The following is an 18,125-nucleotide window of genomic DNA, read 5'->3' as shown; positions in this document are numbered from 1 at the left end:
CCGTCGTCCGGGCCGCAACGTAGCGTTCTGCCATGCAGATTGATGTGCCGCACGAATGGCCCGCCGGTGAGGCGCAGGCGCTGGAGATCCAGGACCGGCTGCGGGCGCGGGCGGACCACCGCGGGCCGGGGCCGCGCGAGCCGCGCTTCGTCGCCGGGCTGGACGTCGCGTACGCGGGCGACGGCAACGGCACGGGCGACCGGTTGGCCGCGGCCGTCGTCGTACTGGACGCGCGGACGCTCGCCCCGGTGGAGCAGGCGACCGCCGTCGCCGAGACCTCGTTCCCCTACATCCCGGGGCTGTTCGCGTTCCGCGAGCTGCCCACCCTGGTCGAGGCGTTGCGCAAGCTGAGCACCGTCCCGGATCTGCTGGTCTGCGACGGCCACGGGCTCGCACACCCCCGGCGGTTCGGCCTCGCCTGCCATCTCGGGGTGATCACCGGCATTCCGACGGCCGGGGTCGCGAAGACACCGTTCACCGGGAGCTACGACCCGGCCGCGCTGGGCCCGGAACGCGGGGCGTCCGCACCGCTCGACGACGGCGGGGAGACCGTGGGCCGGGTGCTGCGCACCCAACGCGGCGTCAAACCGGTCTATGTGTCGACAGGGCACCGCATCGACCTGGACACCGCGTGCCGGCACGTCCTCGCGCTGGCGCCGGAGTACCGGCTGCCGCAGACGACCCGGCTCGCCGACCGGCTCTGCCGGGACGCGCTAGCGTCAGGGGGTGCCTGACGAGACTGCCGCCACCCCCGCCGCCCCGCCCGCCCCCACCCTCTTCACCTGGGAGTTCGCCGCCGATCCGTACCCGGCGTACGCCTGGCTGCGCGAGCACTCGCCGGTGCACAGGACCACCCTCCCCAGTGGCGTCGACGCCTGGCTGGTGACGCGGTACGCGGACGCGCGGCAGGCGCTGGCGGACGCGCGGCTCAGCAAGAACCGCGGCCATCACAGCGAGGGCGCCAACGCCAAGAACAAGGTGGGCATCCCCGGCGAGCGCGGCGCGGATCTGATGACGCACCTGCTGAACATCGATCCGCCGGACCACACCCGGCTGCGGCGGCTCGTCTCCAAGGCGTTCACCCCGCGCCGGATCGCGGAGTTCGCACCGCGGGTGCAGGAGCTGACCGACCGGCTCATCGACGGCCTGCAGACGGACGAGGCGGGCGCGGTGAAGTCGGAGGCGGACCTCATCCACGAGTTCGCGTTCCCGCTCCCCATCTACACGATCTGCGACCTGCTGGGCGTTCCGCCCGAGGACCAGGACGACTTCCGGGACTGGGCGGGCATGATGATCCGCCACGGCGGCGGCCCGCGCGGCGGCGTCGCCCGGTCGGTGAAGAAGATGCGGGCGTATCTGCTGGAGCTGATCCACCGCAAGCGCGCGGACCCCGGCGACGATCTGATCTCCGGGCTCATCAAGGCCAGCGACCACGGTGAGCACCTGTCGGAGAACGAGGCCGCCGCGATGGCTTTCATCCTTCTTTTCGCCGGTTTCGAAACCACCGTCAACCTGATCGGCAACGGGGTCTACACGCTGCTCCGCCATCCCGAACAGCGCGCCCAGCTCCAGGCGTCGATCGCCCGCGGTGAGACGGACCTCCTGGAGACCGCGGTGGAGGAACTGCTGCGGTACGACGGGCCGGTCGAGCTGGCGACCTGGCGGTTCGCGACCGAGTCGCTGACGATCGGCGGGCAGCGGATCGGGGAGGGCCAACCGGTGCTGGTGGTGCTGGCGGCGGCCGACCGCGACCCCGACCGGTTCGACGGGCCCGACACGCTGGACCTGGCGCGCCGCGACAACCAGCACGTCGGCTACGGGCACGGCATCCACTACTGCCTGGGCGCCCCGCTGGCCCGCCTGGAGGCGCAGTCCGCGCTCGCGACGCTGCTGACCCGGCTCCCGGACCTGCGGCTGGCGGCCGAGCCGGACGATCTGCGGTGGCGCGGCGGGCTCATCATGCGCGGGCTGCGGACGCTGCCGGTGGGCTTCACCCCGGAAGCCGGCGCCGGCGGATCCGGCGAAAGCGGAATCCCCGAATCGACGCCCTGAGTCCAGCCTTTCACACCGCTAAACCCTGATGGAACGTCAAAAATGTCCTGTACACGAGGTACGGGCTGAAATCGACCGTGACCTCAGCGTGATGCCCGCTACACCGACTTGTGATGCGATGGTCAACACCGCTACGTTCTGCGGTCATCGCAGGCTTCTCGAATATGACGCAGGGCCGTAGTCAATGTTTTTGGAGAAGGGTGACCGCATGCTGAAGTCCGGGAACGGCAGACACCGCCGACCGCGCCAGGCCCCGACCGCCATCGTGGTGGTCGCGGCGACCGGAGCGGGGATCGCACTCCCGCTGCTCGGTGCAGGCGCCGCGCAGGCGGCCGACGCCACGGTCTGGGACAAGGTGGCGGTGTGTGAGAGCGGCGGCATGTGGAGCGCCAACCACGGCAACGGCTTCTACGGGGGTCTGTCGATCACCGAGGACACCTGGGAGCAGTACGGCGGCACGGTCTACGCCGAGCGCCCCGACCTGGCGAGCCGCTCGCAGCAGATAGCCGTGGCCGAAACGCTGCTGAAGGAACTCGGGCCCGACGCCTGGCCCGGTTGCTCGGGACCCGCGGGGCTCGTGACCGGCGAAGCGCCGCCGAAGATCGACCCGGGCTCGATCCTGCCGCCGTTGGTCACCACGAAGCCGACGGCGCCCACCACGACGCCGACGACGCCGACGACGCCGACGACGCCCACGACACCCGCGACGCCGACGACGCCTCCGGTCTCCACGACGCCGACGTCTCCGTCGACGCCCACCGGCACTCCGACGACCGACCCGGCGGCCGACCCGACGACCGACCCTTCGGACGCCACCACGCCGGCCACCACGCCGACCGCCCCGAGCACCTCCCCGGAACTGGCGGACACCACGCCGGGCGCCGCGGGCAAGAGCCAGGGCAAGCACGCCAAGCCCGGATCGCCGGACTCCACCGACGGGCAGAGCACCGACCGCGCCTCGCGCGACGCCGACCGGGCCGCGGGTGCCGCCGACGGTCTGAACGGTGATCAGAACACCGGGCAGGGCGATGTGGCGGCCGACGGCGACTACGTCGTCGTGCCGGGCGACAACCTCTGCGACATCGCCGCCGACCATCATCTGCAGGGCGGATGGAAGGCGCTTTATGGGGCAAATGACCAGATTGTTGGGGACAATCCCGACCTGATTCTCCCTGGGCAGCACCTGGACTTGAGCTTCTGAGACCGCTCAACACGATCCCGGCACCCCGGACCTTGTGACAAGGGTCTCCGTGGCGGCCGTGCCGGCCCGCTCGCACCGCGCCGCCTTTCTCCCTTCCGACCTGCGGTTCTGTGGGTCCGTTCAGCCGGATGGGGGAGTTGCTGTACGACCCCGGGATGTTTGTCCTCGCCGGGATCGTGTGTTTAACGTCGTACTGCTCGCCACAGCGGGCCCCGCCGGTCAGGATCGCCGAGTCCTGCCGCCGACCGACGGGAACAGTCGACGCGAAAGCGCCGTAGGCAGGAGCGGGGGACCCAAGGTCTTCCGCCGGCCCGGACCCGAACTCGTGGGGGACGGACCGGCTTGGGGTGAAGCAGCACGGCGAAAGCCGCGCAGCCGGGCAACTCACGCCCGAACCCGACAGCTGACCTCGTAGGCGTCGGTGAGGATGAACAACCATGGCTAAGCACCGTCGCCCGTCCAAGTTCACCCGAATTGCCGCGATTGCCGGTGTCACCACCGCCGCGATCGCCGTTCCGCTGATGGGTGCCACCGGCGCCTCCGCCGCTTCGGTCGCCACCTGGGACGCTGTCGCCCAGTGCGAGTCCGGCGGCAACTGGTCGATCAACACCGGTAACGGCTACTACGGCGGCCTGCAGTTCTCCCAGTCCAGCTGGGAAGCCGCCGGCGGCACCGCGTACGCCTCCCGCGCCGACCTCGCCACCAAGGACCAGCAGATTGCGGTAGCCGAGAAGCTGCTCGCCCTGCAGGGCCCGGGTGCCTGGGCCTGCGCCGGCGCCGGCAACCTGACCGCCGGTGGCCCGGCCGCCGACGTGAACACCGGTTCCGCGACGAAGAGCACCCCGTCGAAGAGCACCACCTCGCGCGACACCTCGGACACCGCCAGCCGCGGCAAGTCCGAGAACCGCGCCCCGGTCAAGAAGACCAAGCCCGCCGCCAAGCCGGCCGAGACCAAGAAGGCCGCGCCGGTCCAGCAGGGCAACGGCGAGTACAAGGTCGTCACCGGTGACAGCCTTTCCGGGATCGCCCAGGCGCACCACGTCGCCGGCGGCTGGGAGAAGCTGTTCGAGCTCAACAAGAGCATCGTCAGCGACGCCGACCTGATCTACCCGGGCCAGCAGCTGCACCTCAGCTGAGACCGATAGCCGCGGGCGCGGCCGGCCTGGTCGCCCGGGCCGCCGCCCCGCCGGCTCTCCTCCGCTGAACCCCGACGGGATCCTGCTGGATCCTTCTGAATCACGCCGGATCCCGTCGAACCCCAGGACTCCCCGGCCAGGCACGCACTCCCCCCGAGCGTGCCGGGCCGGGGTTTTGGCGTCCGGCACGCGGCGTAAGGCGCCGTTGGTCACCTGTTGTCAGCCTTTGGGCCCTTTTTCGTCTCAGGGGTCGGCCGATCGACGGGTCTACCCTCCCCGGGCGGTTAGGCTCGTGTCGCAAGAGCAGAGAGACACGCATCAGCTGTACACAGCCTGAAGGAGACACTCGTGCCGTCCATCGACGTCGTCGTAGCCCGGGAAATCCTCGACTCACGAGGCAACCCCACCGTCGAGGTCGAGGTCGGCCTCGACGACGGCAGCACCGGCCGTGCGGCCGTGCCGTCCGGTGCCTCGACCGGAGCCTTCGAGGCCCTGGAGCTCCGCGACGGTGACAAGACCCGCTACATGGGCAAGGGCGTCGAGAAGGCCGTTCTCGCCGTCATCGAGCAGATCGGCCCGGAGCTCGTCGGCTACGACGCCACCGAGCAGCGGCTGATCGACCAGGCGATGTTCGACCTGGACGCCACCCCGGACAAGTCCTCGCTCGGCGCCAACGCCATCCTCGGCGTCTCGCTCGCCGTCGCGCACGCCGCCTCCGAAGCGTCCGACCTGCCGCTCTTCCGCTACCTCGGCGGCCCGAACGCGCACGTGCTGCCGGTCCCGATGATGAACATCCTGAACGGCGGGTCGCACGCCGACTCGAACGTGGACATCCAGGAGTTCATGATCGCGCCGATCGGTGCCGAGTCCTTCTCCGAGGCCCTGCGCTGGGGCGCCGAGGTCTACCACACGCTCAAGGGCGTGCTGAAGGAGCGCGGGCTGTCCACCGGTCTGGGCGACGAGGGCGGCTTCGCGCCGAACCTCGACTCCAACCGTGAGGCGCTCGACCTCATCGTCGAGGCCATCAAGAAGGCCGGCTACCAGCCGGGCCAGGACATCGCGCTCGCGCTCGACGTCGCCGCCTCCGAGTTCCACAACGAGGACGGTTCGTACGACTTCGAGGGCAAGAAGATCTCCGCCGGCGAGCTCTCCGACTACTACGCCGAGCTGGTCGCCGCGTACCCGCTGGTCTCCATCGAGGACCCGCTGAACGAGGAGGACTGGGAGGGCTGGAAGGCTCTCACCGCCAAGCTCGGCGACAAGGTCCAGATCGTCGGCGACGACCTCTTCGTCACCAACCCGGAGCGCCTGCAGCGCGGTATCGACGAGGGCTCGGCCAACGCGCTGCTCGTCAAGGTCAACCAGATCGGCTCGCTCACCGAGACCCTCGACGCGGTCGAGCTGGCCCAGCGCAACGGCTTCAAGTGCATGATGTCGCACCGTTCCGGTGAGACCGAGGACGTCACCATCGCCGACCTCGCCGTCGCCACCAACTGCGGCCAGATCAAGACCGGCGCCCCGGCCCGCTCCGAGCGCGTCGCCAAGTACAACCAGCTCCTGCGCATCGAGGAGATCCTGGACGACGCGGCGGTCTACGCCGGCCGTTCCGCGTTCCCCCGCTTCAAGGGCTGACCCGGCCGGCCCGAGGGCTGATCGGCGGCACCGCCCGCACGTCTGACCTACGTCCCCGCGCCCGGTCCCGTACCGTGGCCGGGGACGTAGGTACGTGCGGACGAGGGGAGACGGCGTGGGGGCGGATCGGTTCTCCACCGCGGCGCGGCTGAAGGCGATCGGCCAGGAGGCGCAGGCCCGCGTCTACCGCGCGGCGACCAGGCGCCCCGCCCCCCGCCGCAGCAAGCTCACCGGGCGGGCCGCGCTGCTGGCGCTCGTGCTCTGCGCGCTGATCGTCGCCCTCGCCTACCCGATGCGGCAGTACATCGCCCAGCGCTCGGACATCGCCGACCAGCGCAAGGAGGCCCAGCAGGCCAAGCAGCGCGTCGAGCAGCTGCGCGAGGAGAAGGCCCGCTGGCAGGACAACGAGTACGTGAAGACCCAGGCCCGCAAGCGGCTGCACTTCATGCTGCCCGGTGAGACCGGTTATACGGTGGTGAGCCCGACCCCGAGCGCCGCCCCCGACGGCGACCCCGCCGGCCGCCGGCCCTCGGACGAGGCCGCCGCGCACCGCCCCTGGTACGACAATTTCTGGGACAGCGTCGACCACGCCGACGCCGCCGGGTCCCCCCGGCGATAGCCGGGCACCGCCCGCCGCCGGCCTTCCACGATCGAGAACGGCTCATGACAGATCACCCCGCTCCCACCCCCCGCACCACGCCGACCGAGGCCGACATCGCCGCGTTCAAGGAGCAGCTGGGCCGCCCGCCGCGCGGCCTGCGGGCCATCGCCCACCGCTGCCCGTGCGGACAGCCGGACGTGGTCGAGACCCAGCCGCGGCTGGAGGACGGTACGCCGTTCCCGACGCTGTACTACCTGACGTGCCCGCGCGCCGCGTCCGCCATCGGGACGCTGGAGGCCGACGGCGTCATGAAGGAGATGACGGCCCGGCTCGCCGAGGACCCGGAGCTGGCCGCCGCCTACCGGGCCGCGCACGACGACTACATCACCCGCCGGGACGCCATCGAGGTGCTGGAGGGCTTCCCGAGCGCGGGCGGCATGCCCGACCGGGTGAAGTGCCTGCACGTCCTGGTCGGTCACTCGCTCGCCGCCGGCCCCGGGGTCAACCCGCTGGGCGACGAGGCCATCGCGATGCTGCCCGACTGGTGGCGCAAGGGCCCCTGCGTCAGCGGCGGCTGCGCCACCACGACCACCGACGAGGTGCAGAAGTGAAGCGAGCCAAAGGGCGCGCCGGTGTCGAAAGAGACGAGACCAAGTGACCGAGGAACGAGGGAACGCAGCGTCGAGGAACGTCGACACCGGGTCTGAGCGCCCGGAGGCGAGGGAACAGCAAAAGGGGTCCCGCGTCGCGGCCATCGACTGCGGTACCAACTCCATCCGGCTGCTCGTCGCCGACGCCGACCCCGTCACGGGCGAGCTCAAGGACCTCGACCGGCGGATGACGATCGTCCGGCTCGGGCAGGGCGTGGACCGCACCGGACGGCTGGCGCCCGAGGCGCTGGAGCGGACCTTCGCGGCCTGCCGCGAGTACGCCGCCGCCATCAAGGAGCTCGGGGCGGAGCGGCTGCGCTTCGTTGCGACGTCCGCCTCCCGCGACGCCGAGAACCGCGCGGACTTCGTCCGCGGTGTGGTGGACATCCTGGGCGTCGAGCCCGAGGTGATCACCGGTGACCAGGAGGCCGAGTTCTCCTTCACCGGCGCCACCAGGGAACTGACCGGTCACGAAGGCCACGCGAAGCCCTACCTCGTGGTGGACATCGGCGGCGGCTCGACCGAGTTCGTGGTCGGCGACGACACCGTGCTCGCGGCCCGCTCCGTCGACATCGGCTGTGTGCGGATGACCGAACGGCACCTGACCGCCGACGACGGCACGATCATCGATCCGCCGACGCTCGGCCGGATCACCGCCATCAAGGCCGACATCAACGCCGCGCTGGACGAGGTGGCCGCATCCGTCCCGCTGGAGCAGGCCCGCACCCTCGTCGGACTGGCCGGCTCCGTCACCACGATCGCCGCCGTCGCGCTGGGACTGACGGAGTACGACTCGGCCGCGATCCACCATTCGGTGATCTCCCTGGACCAGGTCAGGGAGATCACCGGCCGGCTCCTCGCGGCCACCCACGCCGAGCGCGCGGCCATCCCCGTGATGCACCCGGGACGGGTCGACGTCATCGGCGCGGGAGCGCTCGTCCTGCTCCAGATCATGGAGCGGACCGGGGCCCGGGAGGTCGTCGTGAGCGAGCACGACATCCTCGACGGCATCGCCTACAAACTGGCAGAAGAACCAGACAGAGCCTGACCTGCGGTAACGCGTCTACGACGGGCGCGGAGCGGCCCCGGTACCGCCTTAGCGGTGGTATCGGGGCCGCTGCTGTTGTGGGGGAGCCCTTAGATCCGTCGAAATCCCGGATCCGGCGCAGAACCACTGCCTGCACTGCTTGACCGTCGGGCAGCCGGACGACTGCCAATGGCCCGACACCCTGCCGCTTGGCCTGCTGTCCTCTTTCCATTGTTCGATTCTAGTTCGATTTTTGGTCCGGGGGCTGACGCGATAGCAGCACGGCGCCCCCGACCGGGAGGGATCCCAATCGGGGGCACTGTTGTGGCCGAACGTCTAGCCGTTTTTGGGCACCGGTGTGCCGGGGTTGTCGAGCCACACGTGCTGGCCGTCCGGGGTCACGGTGAGCCCGAAGCGTTCGAAGCCCGGTCGGTCATGTGCGTTCCACCAAGCCATGGCGGATTCCACTTCGTCCCACAGGCGCCGTGGCCCGGACTGCACCACCACGTATGTCGAACGGCCTTTCTCGAAGTCCGCGGTTGCCCATGAGAGCGCGTCGACGTCGAAGAGCCACAGTCGGTATGCGTCGTTCTCGAACCATTCCGGCCGGCAGAACATCCCAGGTGACTGGATGCCGATGGTGAACATGTGAACCCAATCGCCCATGTCATCGGGCGAGAGTTCCGTTAGCCGGCGGTCTCCTCCCGCGGGCCAGTCCGCACCCTTGAGGTACGTCTCCCGGGGAGGTCGTCTCGTCCGCTGGTCTCGCAGGCGCATGAACGCGGACGACATGACGAACTGTCCCGAGGCCGTGCCATCGCCAGAGACGACCAATCGGGTGATTGCCTCTCCGCCGTAGGCCGGGCCCCACGGAGCCAGGATCACCCCGCCTGGGCGCGCCTGGGTGACCCAGGCGTATGGCACGGACCCGATGGAGCACGTAGCCATGATCCGGTCGTAGGGAGCTTCCTGTGGGAATCCGAGCGCGCCGTCGCCCACCACGCTCAGCGGGCGAACGCCGGCCCGCTCAAGGCGGGCCGCCGCCTCGGCCGCGTTGACCGTGTCGACCTCGACGGTGACCACGTTCTCGGCCCCGACGCGGTGCGCGAGGAGGGCGGCATTCCACCCTGTGCCAGTTCCGATCTCCAGCACCTTGTGTCCTGGCTCGACGTCCAGGGCGGCAAGCATGGCGAACACCAGTTTGGGGCGGGAGTTGGACGATGTCGGCGTGGTGCCCCGCCCGGTGCCGGTGTGCTTGCCGTCATCCCATTGGGTGGTCAGCGGGATATCCGAGTACACGGCCGTCCGCCAGGCTTCCGGGTCGTTCAGGCGGCTGATGTGCTCGCCCTGGCCGACTCCGCTCTCGCGGCCGGGCCACAGGGTGTCGGGTACGAACAGCTCGCGCGGCACGGCCTCGAAGGTAGGCAGCCAATCGGTGGTCAGCGAGCCGTTCGCTAAGAGCACGGAGGCCAGCCCTCCCGGGCCGGCCTCCCTCACGTTGTGCTCGGTCACTTGCCGTCCGCCGGTCCGGAGCCGTCAGAGGTGTTGCCGCCCTCGTCGGAGCCGCCTCCACCGTGCTTGTTGCCGCTGTCGCCGTCGTCCTGTCCGCCGTCGGCCATCAGGTACCAGGGCTTCATGTGCTTCTCTCTTCTGCTTGCCGTGCCAGCGAGGGGACTATCCCCGCGCCGCCGTGCATCAATCACCCAGGCGCGGCCGAGTAGCCGCTGTGTGGGGGTCGGGGCCCGCTCCGGTCGCGCGGGGGAGCGTAAGGCCCATCGGCTTGGGCGCTCACGACCGGAGCGGGAGCTCAGGTGGATCTTCGGTGGCGGCCAGTCCCGGGCTGTAGGAGCTGATCCGGTACACGCACGTCGGAGACTCCCGCGCCGTTCTTTGGTGCCCCGCGGTCCGTGGCCATGGCTTCATCCCAGATCTGGTCATGGAGCACCGTCAGACAGAATTCGCAGGCATGCATATCCGCGGACAGGCTGCCGGGCGTCGTCGCCGGTCCTATTCACGCGACGCGCGTATCGGCGCGCCCGCACCAAAGCCAGCAGCGACCGCGCCGCCACTTGTCGTCCTCGGACGGGGGCGGTGCGGGCGGTCCGGCCAACGTTGCCAATCGCATCAGTGCTGTGCCGCCTTGTGCCGGGTCATGATCACGTTGACGGCCGTCTCTTGCGTGAGGTCCCGTGTACCGCGGGCCCGGTCACGCTCGACGTTCAGGGCGTCACATACGGCGCAGCCAGGCGCGGGCAGCGGCGGGAGCACGGGTGGAGGTAGATGCACCGGGCCGGAACAGATAGTCGGCGGTTGGGGTCTCATTCCGTGACTCCCATGCCGTTGGAAGAGAGGCCGGCTCGTTCGCGCTCATCGCGTGTCGCAAGCCTCAGGGCGTCCGGGTCTGCTTCCCATCGCCGGTCGGTGCCGGGCCTTTGCAACACGACCAGTGCACCCGACGGTCGGACCACCATCGCCAGTTCGGCCGTCATCGCGTCCACTACGTACGCGCCTTCTCGGTACGTCGTCATCGTCGACCCCCTTTGCCGCTGTTGTGCTGAATAGAGTCGACTCGAAGTCGAGGGCGGCCTAGTGCGATCACTAGTGGCAAGTCGGTCTAGGGCTGGGTGACTTGCTTGCTAGTGGCATTCGTAGGGGCAAGATGGGGTCATGAGTATCGGCGCTCTGATCAAGGACCTACGCTCGGCGCGCGGCTGGTCCCAGGGCCGGTTAGCGTCGGAAATCAATGATGCGTTCGGGACGAACCTCGCTCGGGAGTACGTGAGCAACTGGGAGCGTTCCAAAATTGAGCCTGGCTCGTACTACCTCCGGTGTCTGTCGGCCGTCCTGGACGTGCCCCTAGCTGTGCTTGAGGATGACGTGAAGCGCCGTACCTTTTTGACCGACGCGGCAGGGGCGGCGATAGCGCCCGTGGTGGCCTCGGATCTTCTGACCGCGGGATTTGCCGCCCGCCTCAAGGGCGGGCCGTCCGTCGAGGCTTGGGAAGGGAAGCTGACCACGTACGGAACCCAATACATGAGCCTCGGTGCTGCCGACATTCAGCGTCGGGTGTCGGGCGAACTGGTGGTGGTTCAGCAGCAACTTGATAAGCCGCAGTTGTGGTCCGTCGCGGCCCGGCTCATGACGTTGTATGCGAAGACGTTCCCCGGGTCGGATGGTTCCAAGGCAGTCCATTGGTACCGCATGGCCGCTGATGCCGCGGATGAGTCCGGAGACGCGCAAGCCCGGATTTGGGTCCGGGGCCGGGCAGCCATCGCGCTCGGGTATGAGGGCGCATCTTTGGGAGTCGCCGACGTCTTGGCAGATCAAGCCCTCGCCGTCTCCGACAAGCCTTCGCTCGGGCTGCTGAACGCGGTCATGGGCAAGGCGCACGCCGCGGCGCTCCGTGGGGACCGGGCGACTGCCCTTGCTCTTGTTGATCAGGGCCGCCGGATTTTCGATGCGTCAGGGTCTTACGAACAGACCTCCGACTATGCGGTGCCGTGGTGGCGCATGAACGTGTTTCTGTCCCTGCTCCTCGCGCGTCTCGGCGACGAGAAGGGAGCGGTAGAAGCACAAGAGCAAGCCCGTCGGGAGCTGCCTGCGAGCCTGCCCCGGTTCGCCACGCACCTGGAGCTACACCGTGGGCTGATGCTCGCCCGCTCCGGAGATCGGGCAGGGGGTGCGGCCTACGCGCAAGCGGCCATGGACGCCCTTCCGCCGGAGAAGCATTCACTCACGCTGCGCATGCTCATGGACGAGATCCGCGCCTAGCGGTCGGACGCCGGTCGTCGGAACGCTGATGGTTGCCAGGGTCGCTCTCGTACGGGAACCCGAGGTCGAAAACGCCCCGGCAGCAGGGGCCCAAGACGTCGCGATCATGGACGATGAATCGAGTGTCAGTTCGCATGACATGCTCGACGGCATCGCCTGGAGCATCGCGTAGCACGAAGTTTGTGAAACTCTTCACATGAAGTTCCGGCCCTACGGCCCAGTTTTCCAAGGCCGTAGGGCCCGAGACCCCTCGGAACCCTTGTGGCGCGGTGTTTCCGCGGTGTTACAGCCCTTTGGAGACATGCCCAAAGGGCGCCGATCTTCGCTGATCAGATGGTGCGCTCAACGGCCCGCCCAGGTCTCGGGTTCCCTCGGAGGGCTGTGGGCCTGATCACGCGGCCGGGCAGTGTAGCAGAGGGTGTCCAGGACCTTGTGAAGGGGCTCACGAGCACCCCCCCATCAGGTGCTGGATACTCGAACCATGAGCACTTCGGAGCGTCCACGGATCCTCGTAGTAGGCGGCGGATACGTCGGCCTGTACGCGGCGCGCCGCATCATGAAGAAGATGCGGTACGGCGAGGCGACGGTCACTGTCGTTGACCCGCGCTCGTACATGACGTACCAGCCGTTCCTTCCCGAAGCTGCCGCCGGCAGCATCTCCCCGCGCCATGTCGTCGTCCCGCTCCGACGCGTGCTGCCCGGTGCGGAGGTGCTCACCGGCCGCGTGATGAACATCGATCAGGACCGCAAGGTCGCGTCGATCCAGCCGCTCGTGGGTGAGACCTACGAGCTGCCCTTCGACTACCTGATCATCGCGCTCGGCGCGGTCTCCCGTACCTTCCCGATCCCCGGCCTGGCCGAGAACGGCATCGGTATGAAGGGCGTCGAGGAGGCCATCGGCCTGCGCAACCACGTCCTCGAGCAGCTCGACAAGGCCGACTCCACGACGGACGAGGACGTCCGCCGCAAGGCGCTGACCTTCGTCTTCGTCGGCGGTGGCTTCGCCGGCGCGGAGACCATAGGCGAGGTCGAGGACATGGCCCGCGACGCCGCCAAGTACTACCCGAACGTCAAGCGCGAGGACATGCGCTTCATCCTCGTCGACGCCGCGGACAAGATCCTCCCCGAGGTCGGTCCGCAGCTGGGCGAGTGGGGCCTGGAGCACCTGCGCGAGCGCGGTATCGAGGTCTACCTCAGCACGTCGATGAAGTCCTGTGTCGACAAGCACGTGGTGCTCGCCAACGGCCTGGAGGTCGACGCCTCCACGATCGTGTGGACCGCCGGCGTCAAGCCGAACCCGGCGCTCGCCCGCTTCGGTCTCCCGCTCGGCCCGCGCGGCCACGTGGACACCTCGGAGAAGCTCCAGGTGCAGGGCACCGACTACATCTGGGCCGCGGGCGACAACGCCCAGGTCCCGGACATCGCCGCCCGCAAGGCCGGCGTCGAGAACGCCTGGTGCCCGCCGAACGCCCAGCACGCGCTGCGCCAGGCCAAGGTCCTCGGCGACAACGTGGTGTCGGGGATGCGCGGCTTCCCGCAGCAGACCTACGCCCACGCCAACAAGGGCGCGGTCGCCGGTCTCGGTCTGCACAAGGGCGTGGCGATGATCGTGGTCGGCAAGACCAAGATCAAGCTCAAGGGCCGGCTGGCCTGGTACATGCACCGTGGCTACCACGGCATGGCCGTCCCGACCTGGAACCGCAAGATCCGGGTCTTCGCCGACTGGACGCTCGCGATGTTCCTCAAGCGCGAGGTCGTCTCGCTCGGCGCCATGGAGAACCCCCGCGAGGAGTTCTACGAGGCGGCCCGTCCGGCCCCGGCCCCCGCGAAGGCGGCCGTCCCGGCGAACGCGGCGACCGCCGAGGCAGCCGCGAAGGCCAAGGCTTCCTGACGCCTGGTCACACCGGCCCGGCAGGGCCGGTCGCACGTACGTAGGCCCGAAGGGGCGCCCGCCATCCGTGGTGCGGGCGCCCCTTCGGCGTACTCCCGGGGACGCCCGGGTGGTTGGGCCGGAAAATCACTCGCGTCGGCGGCCGTCCGTCGTACGCTCGTACGCATGGCAGATGCGGCCCGTCGCATGCGCGACCTTGCTGAAAAAGCCCTACGAGGACCGTTCCCGCTGCGCATCCGCGCATGGGACGGAAGCGAGGCCGGCCCCCCGGACGCCCCCATGCTCGTCATGCGGCGGCGCCGGGCGCTGCGCCGGCTGCTGTGGAAGCCCGGCGAGCTGGGACTGGCCCGCGCCTGGGTCGCCGGCGACCTCGACATCGAAGGCGATCTGTACGAGGCGCTGGACCTGATCGCCGGCATCGTCTGGGACACCGGCGAGGACGGCGCACCGCACCCCGGCAGGTTCCGCCGGGCGGCGGACCTGCTGCGCGACCCGCACACCTACCGGCTGGCCCGCGAGGCCTTCGTGCTCGCCGGGCCGGGGCTGCCGCCGTCGCCGCCGCCCGAGGAGGCCCGCCGCCGGTTCGGCGCGCTGCACAGCCCGGGCCGCGACCAGCAGGCCATCAGCCACCACTACGACGTCGGCAACAACTTCTACGAGCGCGTCCTCGGCTCGTCGATGGTCTACTCCTGCGCCTACTGGGAGCACCCCGACACCACCCTCGAAGAGGCCCAGCGGGCCAAACTCGACCTCGTCTGCCGCAAGTTGGCGCTCCGGCCTGACCAGACGCTGCTGGACGTCGGCTGCGGCTGGGGCTCGATGGTGCTGCACGCCGCCGAGCACTACGGGGTGCGCGCCGTCGGCATCACGCTCTCCACCGAGCAGGCCGCGTACGCCCGCAAGCGCGTCGCGGAGGCCGGGCTCACCGACCGCATCGACATCCGCGTCCAGGACTACCGGGCGGTCGCGGACGGACCGTACGACGCGATCTCGTCGATCGGCATGGCGGAGCACGTCGGCCGCGACCTGTACCGCGAGTACGCCGCCCACCTCTACGGCCTGCTGCGGCCCGGCGGCCGGCTGCTCAACCACCAGATCGCCCGCCGCCCCTGGGCGGACGAGGAGGCATACCACGTCGACGAGTTCATCGACCGCTACGTCTTCCCGGACGGCGAGCTCGCGCCGGTCGGCTCGACCGTCTCCCGGCTGGAGGAGGCCGGATTCGAGGTGCGGGACGTCGAGGCGCTGCGGGAGCACTACGCGCTGACGCTGCGGGCCTGGGTGCGCAATCTGGAGGACCACTGGCAGGAGGCGGTGCGGCTCGCCGGTGCCGGACGGGCGCGGGTGTGGCGGCTGTACATGGCCGCCAGCGCGCTGTCCTTCGAGCAGAACCGTATCGGCGTCAACCAGGTCCTGGCCGTCAGGACCAGGCCCTCCGGGGAGGCGGGCATGCCGCCGGCCCGGCCGTGGCCCGAGCAGCCGAAGGCCTGAACAGCGCCGCGGGCCCTCCCGGACGGATCCGGGAGGGCCCGCGGCGGCGGTGGACGGAACGCGCTACTCCGCCTTGATGGCGCTGAGCATGTTGAGCCGGGCCGCGCGCCGCGCCGGCCACAGCGCGGCCAGCACCCCGACCACGGCGGCGCCGCCGAGGAAGATCGCGATCCGGTCCCACGGCAGGACCATCGTGTAGGTGTCCATGCCGCCGGAGATCAGCCGGCCTGCGGCCCAGCCGAGGAAGACCCCGAGCCCGATCCCGAGCACCGCGCCGAACAGCGAGATCAGCAGCGACTCGAACCGGACCATCCGCTTCACGTCCCGCCGGTCGAGGCCGATCGCCCGCAGCATGCCGATCTCGTGGGAGCGCTCGAAGACCGACATGGCCAGGGTGTTGATGACACCGAGGACCGCGACGATCACGGCCATCGCGAGCAGCCCGTAGAGCATGTTCAGCATCATGCTGATCATTCCGCCGGCCTCGTTGGAGATGTCGGCCTTGTCCTGCACCTTGATCGCCGGGTTGTCGCCCAGCGCCTTCTCGATGGCGTCCTTGGCGGCGGCGCTCGTGCCGTCGGCGGTCTTCACCATGACCTGGGTGTCGGAGATCTTCGACAGGTGCGGGTCGAGGGTCGCGGTGTCGACGAGGACGCCCTTGAGCATCTCGTTGCCGTGGTAGATGCCGCCGACCTTCAGCGTGCCCTTCGCGTTGTCGTCGTAGACGGTCGGCAGGGTGTCGCCGACCTTCCAGCCGCCGTCCTTGGCGGTCGTGTCGTCCACGACGACGGTGCTGCCGCCGAGACCGGCGATCGAGCCGCTGGTGAAGTCGAGGTTGACGAGCCGCGCGATGGAGCGGGGGTCGACGCCGGTCACCGCGTGGTCGCCGCCGCCGAGCTCGATCCAGGAGTCCCGCATCGGGCTGGACGCGGTCACGGTGCCGAGGCCGGCGAGGGTCTTCGCCACTTCGGGGGAGAGGTCGGTACCGCGGTTGACCATGCTGATCGTGTAGTCGGCCTTGATGGAGTCCGCGGCGATCCGGTCGATGCCCTTCTGGACCGAGGTCGCGATCACCGTGAGACCGGTGATCAGCGTCAGGCCGATCATCAGCGCCGACGCGGTGGCGGCGGTGCGCCGCGGGTTGCGGACCGAATTCTGCCGGGCGAGCTTGCCGGTGATGCCGAACGGGCGCAGCAGCGGTCCCGCGGCGGCGATGACCGGGCGCGACAGCAGCGGTGTCAGGACGAACACCCCGATCAGCAGCAGCCCGCCGCCCGCGCCCAGCGGCAGTTTGCCGCTGTCCATGCCCATGCCGACGCCGGCCAGCACCAGGGCGATGCCCGCTGCGGCCAGCAGTGCGCCGAGGGTGTTGCGCAGCACCAGGCTCTTGGTGGTGGCCGGGGCGTGCACACTGCTCATCGCGGCGACCGGCGGGATCCTGGACGCCCGGCGGGCGGGCAGCCAGGCGGCCAGCATGGTGACGGCGACACCGACGACGAGCGACGCCACGACCGTGCCGGGACCGACGACCAGCGGGCCGTCCGGCATCGTCGCGCCGGTCGAGCCGAGCAGCGAGCGCATGCCGACCGCGATCCCGATGCCCGTCACGAGGCCGACCACGGCGGCGGTCAGACCGACCACGAACGCCTCGATCAGCACCGAGCGCGTCACCTGGCGGCGGCTCGCGCCGACCGCCCGCATCAGCGCCAGCTCCTTGGTGCGCTGGGCGACCAGCATGGTGAAGGTGTTGGCGATGATGAAGATGCCGACGAACAGCGCGATGCCGGCGAAGACCAGCAGCCCGGTGTTCAGACCGCTCATCGCCTGCGAGATCTGGGTGGCCTCCTCGTCCGCCAGCTGCTGTCCTGTGACGATCTCGGTGCCCTTGGGCAGGGCCTTCTCGGCCTCGGCCTTGAGCACGGCCTGGCTGGTGCCGGGCGCCGCCTTGACGTCGATCTCGTCGTACTGGCCGGGCTTGGCGAAGAGCTTCTGCGCGGTGCCGGTGTCGAAGAGCACGAGGCTGCCGCCCGCCGCGACGTTGCCGTCGTCGGTGTCGAAGACGCCGGTGACGGTCTGGTGCATGACCGGGCCGTCGACGGACATCCGTACGGTGTCGCCGACCTGGAGCTCCGCGCGGTCGGCGGTCCTGCCGTCGATCGCGACCTCGTCCGGCTTCTGCGGGGCGCGGCCGTCCGTCAACGCGTAACGGGCGTCGGTGCCGTCCTTGCCGGCCGAGTAGTTCCCGCCCCGGGTGGACCAGCCGTTGCCGATCAGCTTGCCGTCCTTGTCGGCGACGGCGGTGAACCCGGAGACGCTGCCGGTGGCCGAGGCCGCGCCGGGCAGCGCCCGCACGGCGTCCAGCTGCCGCTGGGTCAGCCGCGGCCGCTCGTCCTGGCCTGCCGTGCCCGTGGACCGGGCCGGGTAGCCGGGCTTCACGGCGACGGAGACGTTCTCGTAGCTCTTGGCGGAGCTCTTCTTGAAGGCGTCGCCGATGGTGTCGGTGAAGACCAGGGTGCCGGAGACGAAGGCGACGCCGAGCATGACGGCGAGCACGGTCATCAGCAGCCTGGCCTTGTGCGCGAGGACGTTGCGCAAGGCGGTGCGGAACATGGGGATCAGTCCTGGTTCGTTCGGTCGGGCGGCGGTGCGGCGGACGTGCGTGATGGGCACGAC

Annotated in this window: 15 protein-coding genes and 1 riboswitch; of the genes, 11 read left to right on the top strand and 4 right to left on the bottom strand. The window is 69.9% G+C overall.

The features are described from left to right. Positions 1–32 precede the first annotated feature (32 nt). The 8 genes from LNW72_RS17105 (at position 33) to LNW72_RS17070 (ending at position 8,320) form a co-directional block, all read left to right on the top strand. Positions 33–734, top strand: coding sequence for an endonuclease V (locus LNW72_RS17105; RefSeq protein ID WP_250976217.1), 702 nt, complete (start codon positions 33–35; stop codon positions 732–734). After that, a complete protein-coding gene (locus tag LNW72_RS17100; protein WP_250976216.1) occupies positions 727–2,052 on the top strand; it encodes a cytochrome P450 in 1,326 nt (441 codons plus the stop codon). The genes LNW72_RS17105 and LNW72_RS17100 overlap by 8 nt, the downstream gene beginning before the upstream one ends. A 208-nt stretch (positions 2,053–2,260) precedes the next feature. Then, a complete protein-coding gene (locus LNW72_RS17095) occupies positions 2,261–3,253 on the top strand; it encodes a transglycosylase family protein (protein WP_250976215.1) in 993 nt (330 codons plus the stop codon). Between the two features lie 260 nt (positions 3,254–3,513). After that, positions 3,514–3,686: riboswitch (cyclic di-AMP (ydaO/yuaA leader) on the top strand. A 4-nt stretch (positions 3,687–3,690) separates the two neighbouring features. Continuing rightward, positions 3,691–4,389 carry a transglycosylase family protein gene (locus LNW72_RS17090; RefSeq protein WP_250976214.1) on the top strand — a complete coding sequence of 233 codons (699 nt, stop codon included), beginning with the start codon at positions 3,691–3,693 and terminating at the stop codon, positions 4,387–4,389. A 348-nt stretch (positions 4,390–4,737) separates the two neighbouring features. Beyond that, a complete protein-coding gene (eno, locus tag LNW72_RS17085) occupies positions 4,738–6,021 on the top strand; it encodes a phosphopyruvate hydratase (protein ID WP_250976213.1) in 1,284 nt (427 codons plus the stop codon). 115 nt (positions 6,022–6,136) lie between these two features. Beyond that, positions 6,137–6,640, top strand: coding sequence for a septum formation initiator family protein (locus tag LNW72_RS17080; protein WP_250976212.1), 504 nt, complete (start codon positions 6,137–6,139; stop codon positions 6,638–6,640). Between the two features lie 44 nt (positions 6,641–6,684). Beyond that, a complete protein-coding gene (locus tag LNW72_RS17075) occupies positions 6,685–7,233 on the top strand; it encodes a DUF501 domain-containing protein (RefSeq protein ID WP_250976211.1) in 549 nt (182 codons plus the stop codon). A 142-nt stretch (positions 7,234–7,375) separates the two neighbouring features. Continuing rightward, complete coding sequence (locus LNW72_RS17070) at positions 7,376–8,320, top strand: Ppx/GppA phosphatase family protein (RefSeq protein WP_250980189.1); 945 nt, start codon at positions 7,376–7,378, stop codon at positions 8,318–8,320. A 315-nt stretch (positions 8,321–8,635) separates the two neighbouring features. Here the strand turns inward: LNW72_RS17070 and LNW72_RS17065 are convergent, their stop codons facing one another. The 3 genes from LNW72_RS17065 to LNW72_RS17060 form a co-directional block, all read right to left on the bottom strand. Then, positions 8,636–9,811, bottom strand: coding sequence for a methyltransferase domain-containing protein (locus LNW72_RS17065; RefSeq protein WP_250976210.1), 1,176 nt, complete (start codon positions 9,809–9,811; stop codon positions 8,636–8,638). Next, positions 9,808–9,936, bottom strand: coding sequence for a hypothetical protein (locus LNW72_RS41200; RefSeq protein WP_285369593.1), 129 nt, complete (start codon positions 9,934–9,936; stop codon positions 9,808–9,810). The genes LNW72_RS17065 and LNW72_RS41200 overlap by 4 nt, the downstream gene beginning before the upstream one ends. 681 nt (positions 9,937–10,617) lie before the next feature. Continuing rightward, positions 10,618–10,827 carry a hypothetical protein gene (locus LNW72_RS17060; RefSeq protein WP_250976209.1) on the bottom strand — a complete coding sequence of 70 codons (210 nt, stop codon included), beginning with the start codon at positions 10,825–10,827 and terminating at the stop codon, positions 10,618–10,620. 139 nt (positions 10,828–10,966) lie between these two features. On the opposite strand from LNW72_RS17060, the gene LNW72_RS17055 reads away from it, so the two are divergent. From LNW72_RS17055 to LNW72_RS17045, 3 genes are all read left to right on the top strand, one after another. After that, complete coding sequence (locus LNW72_RS17055) at positions 10,967–12,070, top strand: helix-turn-helix transcriptional regulator (protein WP_250976208.1); 1,104 nt, start codon at positions 10,967–10,969, stop codon at positions 12,068–12,070. Between the two features lie 481 nt (positions 12,071–12,551). After that, positions 12,552–13,961: an NAD(P)/FAD-dependent oxidoreductase gene (locus LNW72_RS17050; RefSeq protein WP_250976207.1), complete on the top strand. Its 1,410-nt coding sequence runs from the start codon at positions 12,552–12,554 to the stop codon at positions 13,959–13,961. 165 nt (positions 13,962–14,126) lie between these two features. Then, the gene (locus LNW72_RS17045; protein WP_250976206.1) at positions 14,127–15,452 is read left to right on the top strand and encodes a cyclopropane-fatty-acyl-phospholipid synthase family protein; all 1,326 of its coding nucleotides are present in this window, start codon (positions 14,127–14,129) and stop codon (positions 15,450–15,452) included. Between the two features lie 63 nt (positions 15,453–15,515). Here LNW72_RS17045 and LNW72_RS17040 read toward each other — a convergent pair whose 3' ends face one another. After that, positions 15,516–18,062, bottom strand: a complete 2,547-nt coding sequence (locus LNW72_RS17040) for an FtsX-like permease family protein (protein ID WP_250976205.1) — start codon at positions 18,060–18,062, stop codon at positions 15,516–15,518. Positions 18,063–18,125 lie beyond the last annotated feature (63 nt).

Source organism: Streptomyces sp. RKAG293 (assembly GCF_023701745.1).
Classification (GTDB): Bacteria; Actinomycetota; Actinomycetes; order Streptomycetales; family Streptomycetaceae; genus Actinacidiphila.
The sequence above is the reverse complement of the archived record's forward strand: the minus strand, read 5'-3'. Positions and strand labels throughout refer to the sequence as shown.